The organism is Pinirhizobacter sp. (genome assembly GCF_035317885.1).
Classification (GTDB): domain Bacteria; phylum Pseudomonadota; class Gammaproteobacteria; order Xanthomonadales; family Rhodanobacteraceae; genus Pinirhizobacter.
On sequence record NZ_DATHFX010000091.1, the window covers coordinates 1 to 6,875 of the forward strand.

Sequence of the window (6,875 nt, forward strand, 5' to 3'; positions counted from 1 at the left end):
TTCTGCCCCGATCAGGCCGTAGAGTACCGCGTAAAGCAGGGCCAGCACGACGCCCAGCGTCCAGCCGGCACGACGTGCGCGCAGCACCGCCGACGCATAACCGGCGATGATGCCCACGACCGCGAGCGCGGCCATCAGGTATGCAAGCGCGAAACCGAATTGTTCGGACAACGCCAGCAACAGCACGTAGAACACCACCATCGCCGCGCCTACCAGCAGGTATTGCACCGGATGCACGCGAAGGCGCTGCAGTACCTCGTACAGGAAAAACACCACGAAGGTCATGGCAACGAACAGCAACGCGTACTTACCGGCGCGATCGTTCTGCTGGTACACGCTGCCTGGCTGGAACAATTCCACGCCGAATGCCGACGCCGCCATCCGGGCATCGACCTTGGAGTCGGAGTCGTTCCAGTGCTGGCCGTAGTCGCGGTTGAGATCCAGTACCCGCCACTGGGCCTGGAAGCCACGGTCGTCCACGCGCCGACTCACAGGCAACGCCGCACCGACGAAACTCGGGTCGGGCCAGGGGGCCTGCAGATCGACAGTACCGGTACGCGCCATGGACAGGAACTGCAGGGAACCGGTTCCGGCAAGCTTGACCCGCACCGTGAAGTCGATCGATTGCCCCGCCAGCGCATCCAGGTCGATCGGCACGGACACCACCGGAAGCCCACCTGCCTGGGCGGTGGAGGAAACCAGGCGGTACGGTTTGCCGTTCACGCGTATATCGCCGACATCCCGCAGCCCTTGTAGGTCGGCCAACGGAAGGCGTAGCTCGGCTTTGGCACCGAGCCAGGTACGTCCGCTCGCCTGGCGAAAGGTTGCGATGTCAGCCGCATCCACATGTCCGACAAAGCTGACATCGGCGACGTACACCGGCACTTCGTATATGCCGTAGCGACGGCGCTCGATACTCATGGTCGCCGAGGTAGCCATGCGGTCGGCCAGCACGAACTCGGTACTGCGCGTGATCACCTGGCGCTGGTTGGCGTCCAGCACGGTTTGATCGGCAGGCACCGCCAACATCAACCCGCCGACCACTTGCCGACCGCCCCAGCCCTTCGCGACATTGCCGGCCGCCTGCGTGTTCAGATCCTGCCGCTCACCCACCATCGAATGGATCCAGGCGAGGGGAATCAACATCACCAGCGCAAGCGCGCCCACGCCAAGCACCTTGGCGGTTATCGAATGCATCCAGCCTGACATTGCGTACTCCTTCCACCTGTCGGGCCACCATCACACCACCCCCCTGGGGCCGGGCGCGGCCGCGGCATGGCTAACTTCGGGCGGCGGCGGGCGAATTCGCAGCCGTTTCGCCGGATGCAGCGAAGAAGGTTTGCACGTCTACCAGTTCGCGCGTGCGCGGCATGGGTGGCAGGCTGGCCAGGAACAGGCGGCCATAGCCTTTGGTCACCAGGCGCGGGTCGCACAACATCAGCACGCCGCGGTCGTGCACGTCGCGGATCAGGCGGCCGGCACCCTGCTTCAGCGCGATGGCGGCGGTGGGCACCTGCCAGCCCATGAAGGCGCTGATGCCGGTTTGTTCCAGTGCATCCAGCCGCGCCTGCAGCACGGGGTCGTCGGGGTTGGCGAAGGGAAGTTTGTCGATCACCACCACGCTCAGGGCATCACCGGACACGTCCACGCCCTCCCAGAAGCTCGCCGCGCCCAGCAGGACGCCATGCCCGCTGTGGCGGAAGTCTTCCAGCAGGCGATGGCGCGGCGCGGTGCCCTGCACGAACAGCGGCCACGGCACGCGGCCGGTGAGCAACTCCGCCGCGCGGCGCAGCGCGCGGTGCGAGGTGAACAACAGGAAGGCCCGGCCGTTGGAGGCTTCCAGTACCGGCAGCACCGCGTCGACGACGCGGTCGGTATGGTCGCGCGCGGCGGGATCAGGCACGTTGGCCGGCAAGTAGCAAAGCGCTTGCGTTCGGTAATCGAACGGGCTTTCCAGGCTGATCGCATGTGGGTCGTCGATGCCCAGCTGCCGGGCGAAGTGCTGGAAATCCCCGGCCACCGACAACGTGGCCGAGGTGAAGATCCACGCTGCCTGCGTGGCCTGGCGCATGGCCCGCAGCGGCGGGGCAAGGTCCAGCGGCGTGGCGTGGAAGGCGAAGCCGCGAGGATAGAGTTCGTACCAGCGGACATCGGCGTCGCCTTTGCCTTCGACGATGCGGTCGAGCTTCATCAGCATGGCCTGGGTGCGCTCGAACGCATTGGCCAGGCCCCGGGAACGTTCGGCCTGCCCGCCCAGCAGGTCTTCCAGCGACGCCAGCACCTCGCGCAGTTCCTCCAGTTCAGCACCGATAGTTTCATCGCGGTCGAGCGCGGCGAAGGCGCCGCGCGTAGGCAGCGCATCCATCGCCAGGCGCAAGCGCCGGACCACGCCCTGCAGCGCTTCCACAGGTTCCAGCAACAGGCCCATGGCACCGGTCACGCCATTGCATTCGGCGAGCACGTCGCCGGCAAGATCGGTGAGCTGACGCGCGCTGATGCTCTGTGAGAAGAACTGGCCGGCAAGTTCCGGTACCTGGTGCGCTTCATCCAGGATGAACGCCTGCGCACCGGGAAGGATCTCGCCGAAACCCTCCTGTCGCAACGAAAGATCGGCGAACAGCAAATGGTGGTTCACCACCACCACGTCGGCCTCCTGGGCCTCGCGTCGCGCACGCACCACATGGCAACTGTCGAAGAAGGAACACTCGCTGCCCAGGCAGTTCTCGGGCGTGGAGGTAACACGGGGCCAGAGCGGCGATTCCTCGGGCACCTCGGCCAGTTCCATGCGATCACCGGCGCGCGTGCGCGCCGACCAGGCGCGGATGGCCGCCAGTTGCGTGGATTCCTCCCGGCTAGCCAGGCTGCCCTCGCGTACGGTCTGGTCCAGTCGGTGCAGGCATAGGTAGTTGGCACGGCCCTTCAGCAGGGCGCTCTTCAGGCGCGCGCCCAGGACGCTGCGAACGCGCGGGAGATCGCGGAAGAACAACTGGTCCTGCAGTGCCTTGGTCCCGGTGGAAACGATCACGCGCTGCCCGCAGAGCAGTGCCGGCACCAGGTAGGCAAAGGTCTTGCCCGTGCCCGTGCCCGCCTCGGCGATCAAGGTGTCGGCCTGGGCGATGGCATCCTGCACGGCGGCAGCCATCGCCTGTTGTGCGGCGCGGGGCAGGAAACCCGGGATCTCGCGGGCAAAAGGGCCATCCGCGCCGAGCAGCGCGGCGGCATCGTGGTCGGTCATGGCAACCATTGTAATCGTCAGGGGCGGACCAGGACCGTGCACGCGAGCTCAGCCAGTACCGGCCGGTCGGCCGGTGCGAGGTCGGCCGGGTCCGCTTCGGCGGGCAGCACCCAACGCAGGGCCTGGCCTTCGAGCGAACGGGGCTCGCCGTACCAGGTGGTCACGATGAAGACGTCCAGCAGCAGAGATTTGTCTTCGTAATCCCACGGGAACTGCATGAGCGCCGTGGCCCCGCCGATGACGATGCCCAGTTCCTCGGCAAGTTCACGTGCCAGGCCCTGGCGGGCATCCTCGCCCGGCTCGAGCTTGCCGCCGGGAAATTCCCACATCAGGGCCAGGTGCTTGCCCGGCGGCCGCTGGGCCAGCAGGACACGGCCGTCGGCGTCGATCAGCGCGCCGGCTGCCACGTGGATCATGCGCGGATATATTCGACCATGTCGAAGGAATGGGGATGCGTGGCGTCGGCGGCATGGTGCACGCGCGAGATCTCCGTCCACTCCTTGAAATCGATGCCGGGGAAGAAGGCGTCGCAGCCCTCGATGGCGGTATAGACCCAGGTCAGGTACAGGCGCTGTGCAAACGGGAGGGCTTCCCGGTAGACCTCGCCGCCACCGATCACGGTGATGCCGGTGCCGCCGGCCGTGGCCCGCGCCTCGGGGATCGAACGAACCGTCACCTGCCCCGGGAACGGCGCGTCATGGCGGCGCGTCAGTACCAGGTTGTGGCGGTCGGGCAAGGCCTTGCCGATCGCCACGGCCGTCTTGCGCCCCATCACCACGTACTTGCCCAGGGTGAGGTGCTTGAAGTGGGCGAGGTCCGCCGGCAGGTGCCAGGGCATCTGGCCATGCTTGCCGATGGCGAAATTCTCGTCCAGCGCGGCGATGATCGATACGGCCATGGGTGTCCTTGTAAACCGGTTGACGTCTCACAACCCGCTTATGGTAGTGCTTGCCACGTAGCGCGCCAATCCAACAATCGTTCGATCACACGGCCACGGGTGCCTTGATGGCCGGGTGAGGATCGTAGCCGGCGATGCCGATGTCATCGTAAGTAAAATCGAAGACGGATTTCACGTCGGGGTTCAGCACGAGACTCGGCAATGGCCGCGGCTCGCGCGAAAGCTGCTCGCGTGCCTGCTCGACATGGTTGGCGTAGAGGTGGGCGTCGCCCAGGGTATGGATGAAGTCGCCTGGGGCGAGCCCCGTTTCCTGGGCGATCATGTGCGTAAGTAGCGCATAACTGGCGATATTGAACGGTACGCCGAGGAAAATATCGCCCGAACGCTGGTAGAGCTGGCATGACAGCCGGCCGTTGGCCACGTAGAACTGGAACATCGTATGACAGGGCATCAGCGCCATCTTCGGCAGCTCCCCCACGTTCCACGCCGACACGATCAACCGGCGGGAATCGGGGTTGCGCCGGATCTCGTCGATCACCCAGCCGATCTGGTCCACCACCTTGCCGTCGGCAGTGGGCCACGCCCGCCATTGCCGTCCGTACACGGGCCCCAGATCGCCATTGGCATCGGCCCATTCGTCCCAGATGCGGACGCCGTGTTCCTTGAGGTAGCCGATGTTGGTATCGCCCTTCAGGAACCAGATCAGTTCGTGGACGATCGACTTCAGGTGCAATTTCTTGGTGGTAACCAGCGGGAACCCGCGGGCCAGGTCAAAGCGCATCTGCCAGCCGAACACGCTGCGCGTGCCGGTACCGGTGCGGTCCTGCTTTTCCGCGCCGTGGTCCAGAACGTGGCGCAGGAGGTCGAGATAGGTGTGCATGCTGCCCAGCCTACGCCGCTGGCGCGGCGAGGGGCAAGGTGGGCGCGCGGCGGGACAATGTCAGCAAGATGACACCGAACAGCAGCAACGGGATCGACAGGATCTGGCCCATGGTCAGCCAGCCGAAGGCCAGGTAACCCAACTGGGCATCGGGCAGCCGGAAGAACTCCACGAAGATGCGGAAACACCCGTAAAGCACGGCGAACATCCCCGATACCGCATAGCGCGGCCGCGGCTTCATCGAGTAGATCCACAGCACGGCGAACATCACCACGCCTTCGAGCGCGAATTCATAAAGCTGCGAGGGATGGCGCGGCAAGGCGTCGGGCGCATTGGGGAACACCATCGCCCAGGATACGTCGCTGGGCTTGCCCCACAACTCGCCGTTGATGAAATTGCCGAGCCGGCCCAGGCCCAGCCCGATCGGAACCAGCGGGGCGATGAAATCCCCCGTGTCGAAGATATGCAGGCCATGGCGGCGCGACCACCACCAGATCGCCGCCACCACGCCCAGCAGGCCACCGTGGAAGCTCATGCCGCCGTCCCAGATGCGCACCAGCGCCAGCGGGTCGTGCCATATCCAGTTGATCGGCGTGTAGAACAGCATGTAGCCCACGCGGCCACCGATCACCACGCCCATCATGGCGTAGAAGATGAGGTCGCTATATGCATCGCGGGACACCGGGAAACGGCCCTTCAGGCGGCGGTATTCGCCGGCCAGCCAGCCGCCAAGGAAACCGCCCAGGTACATCAGTCCGTACCAGTGGATGGCCAGCGGCCCCACCTGGAAGGCCACCGGGTTGAAATTGACGACGAAAGGAGCTGCCATGGCGGTCCGCTGGGCTTGAAGACCCTGAATTGTACCGTCCGCGCGGTGCCTGGCGGAGTACTGGCGTCCCCCCGCCAGCTCGCTATACTCGCCCGGGGACGGTCCGCCAGGGGGCAGCCGCCCGTAAAGGGGAACCATTCGATGCAAAGCCATTTCGTGCGTGCCGCCGTGGCCGCGCTGTGCCTGTCTGTATCCGCCGCGGCCGTTGCCGCCGACCTGATCCCGGTCGAGGACTTTACCCGGCGGCCCTCGTTGTCCGATCCGGCACTGTCACCTGACGGCAAGTACCTCGCCGTAGCCATGCATGACCCCTCAGGCGACCAGCACGCGCTGGTGATCTATCACGTCGAGGACATGACCACGCCGGCCAGTATCCTGCGCATGCCCAAGTACCTCATGCCGCAAGACATCACCTGGGTCAGCAACACACGGCTGGTGCTTGGCCAGGCCAAGCAGATGGGCACGATCGACAAGCCCGCGCTGACCGGTGAGATCATTGCCACCGATGTCGACGGCAAGCATCAGGACTATCTCTTCGGCTACGACATAGCCAACCACAGCGCCACACGCGGCACCGACATGGGCTGGGGTTTCATCGAAGGCACGCCGCAGAAACTCAACGGCCGCTTCTTCATGCGCGCGTATATCTATCAGCGTGACGAATTGAGCCAGCTCTACGACATCGACTCGCACGGAAATGGCGGGCGCCGCCAGATCGCCGAGATCGGCATCGGCAGCATGAACTTTACCCTCGACGACGACGGCAACGCACGCTACGCCTTCGGCACATCGGAGGATTTCGAATCAGTCATCTACCGGAAGGAAGGCAGCGGCTGGACGAAACTGGACCACAGCATCGTGGGACAGGTGTTTGCGCCAATAAAAATGTCGGCCGACGGGAAGGATATCCTGGCGTTCCATAGCGCCGAAGGCGGGCCGTCACAACTGGTCGAACAGGATGCTACCGGCAACCAGCGTGTACTGGCCAAGGACGCCTTCTCCTCCGTATCGGGCGTGGAGTGGACTGCAAAGT

Annotated in this window: 6 protein-coding genes and 1 pseudogene; 1 reads left to right on the forward strand and 6 read right to left on the reverse strand. The window is 65.1% G+C overall.

Features of this window, described 5'->3' with window-relative positions:
- From creD to lgt, 6 genes are all read right to left on the reverse strand, one after another.
- Positions 1 to 1,209: cell envelope integrity protein CreD (creD, locus tag VK519_RS02860; protein ID WP_324347481.1), on the reverse strand; the 1,209-nt coding region annotated here is incomplete at its 3' end.
- A 70-nt stretch (positions 1,210 to 1,279) separates the two neighbouring features.
- Entirely contained in the window at positions 1,280 to 3,235 is a 1,956-nt protein-coding gene (yoaA, locus tag VK519_RS02865) for a DNA repair helicase YoaA (protein ID WP_324347483.1), read from the reverse strand.
- 17 nt (positions 3,236 to 3,252) lie between these two features.
- On the reverse strand, positions 3,253 to 3,651 hold the full coding sequence (locus VK519_RS02870) for an NUDIX domain-containing protein (protein ID WP_324347485.1): 399 nt from the start codon (positions 3,649 to 3,651) through the stop codon (positions 3,253 to 3,255).
- Complete coding sequence (locus VK519_RS02875; protein ID WP_324347487.1) at positions 3,648 to 4,133, reverse strand: dihydrofolate reductase; 486 nt, start codon at positions 4,131 to 4,133, stop codon at positions 3,648 to 3,650. Before VK519_RS02875 ends, VK519_RS02870 begins: the two co-directional genes overlap by 4 nt.
- An 85-nt stretch (positions 4,134 to 4,218) precedes the next feature.
- Positions 4,219 to 5,013 (reverse strand): thymidylate synthase, encoded by a 795-nt coding sequence (locus VK519_RS02880; RefSeq protein ID WP_324347489.1) that lies wholly within the window; start codon positions 5,011 to 5,013, stop codon positions 4,219 to 4,221.
- Between the two features lie 10 nt (positions 5,014 to 5,023).
- Entirely contained in the window at positions 5,024 to 5,842 is an 819-nt protein-coding gene (gene lgt, locus VK519_RS02885) for a prolipoprotein diacylglyceryl transferase (RefSeq protein WP_324347491.1), read from the reverse strand.
- A gap of 141 nt (positions 5,843 to 5,983) precedes the next feature.
- Here lgt and VK519_RS02890 point away from each other — a divergent pair.
- A pseudogene (locus VK519_RS02890) lies at positions 5,984 to 6,875 on the forward strand (alpha/beta hydrolase family protein); the annotation flags it as partial.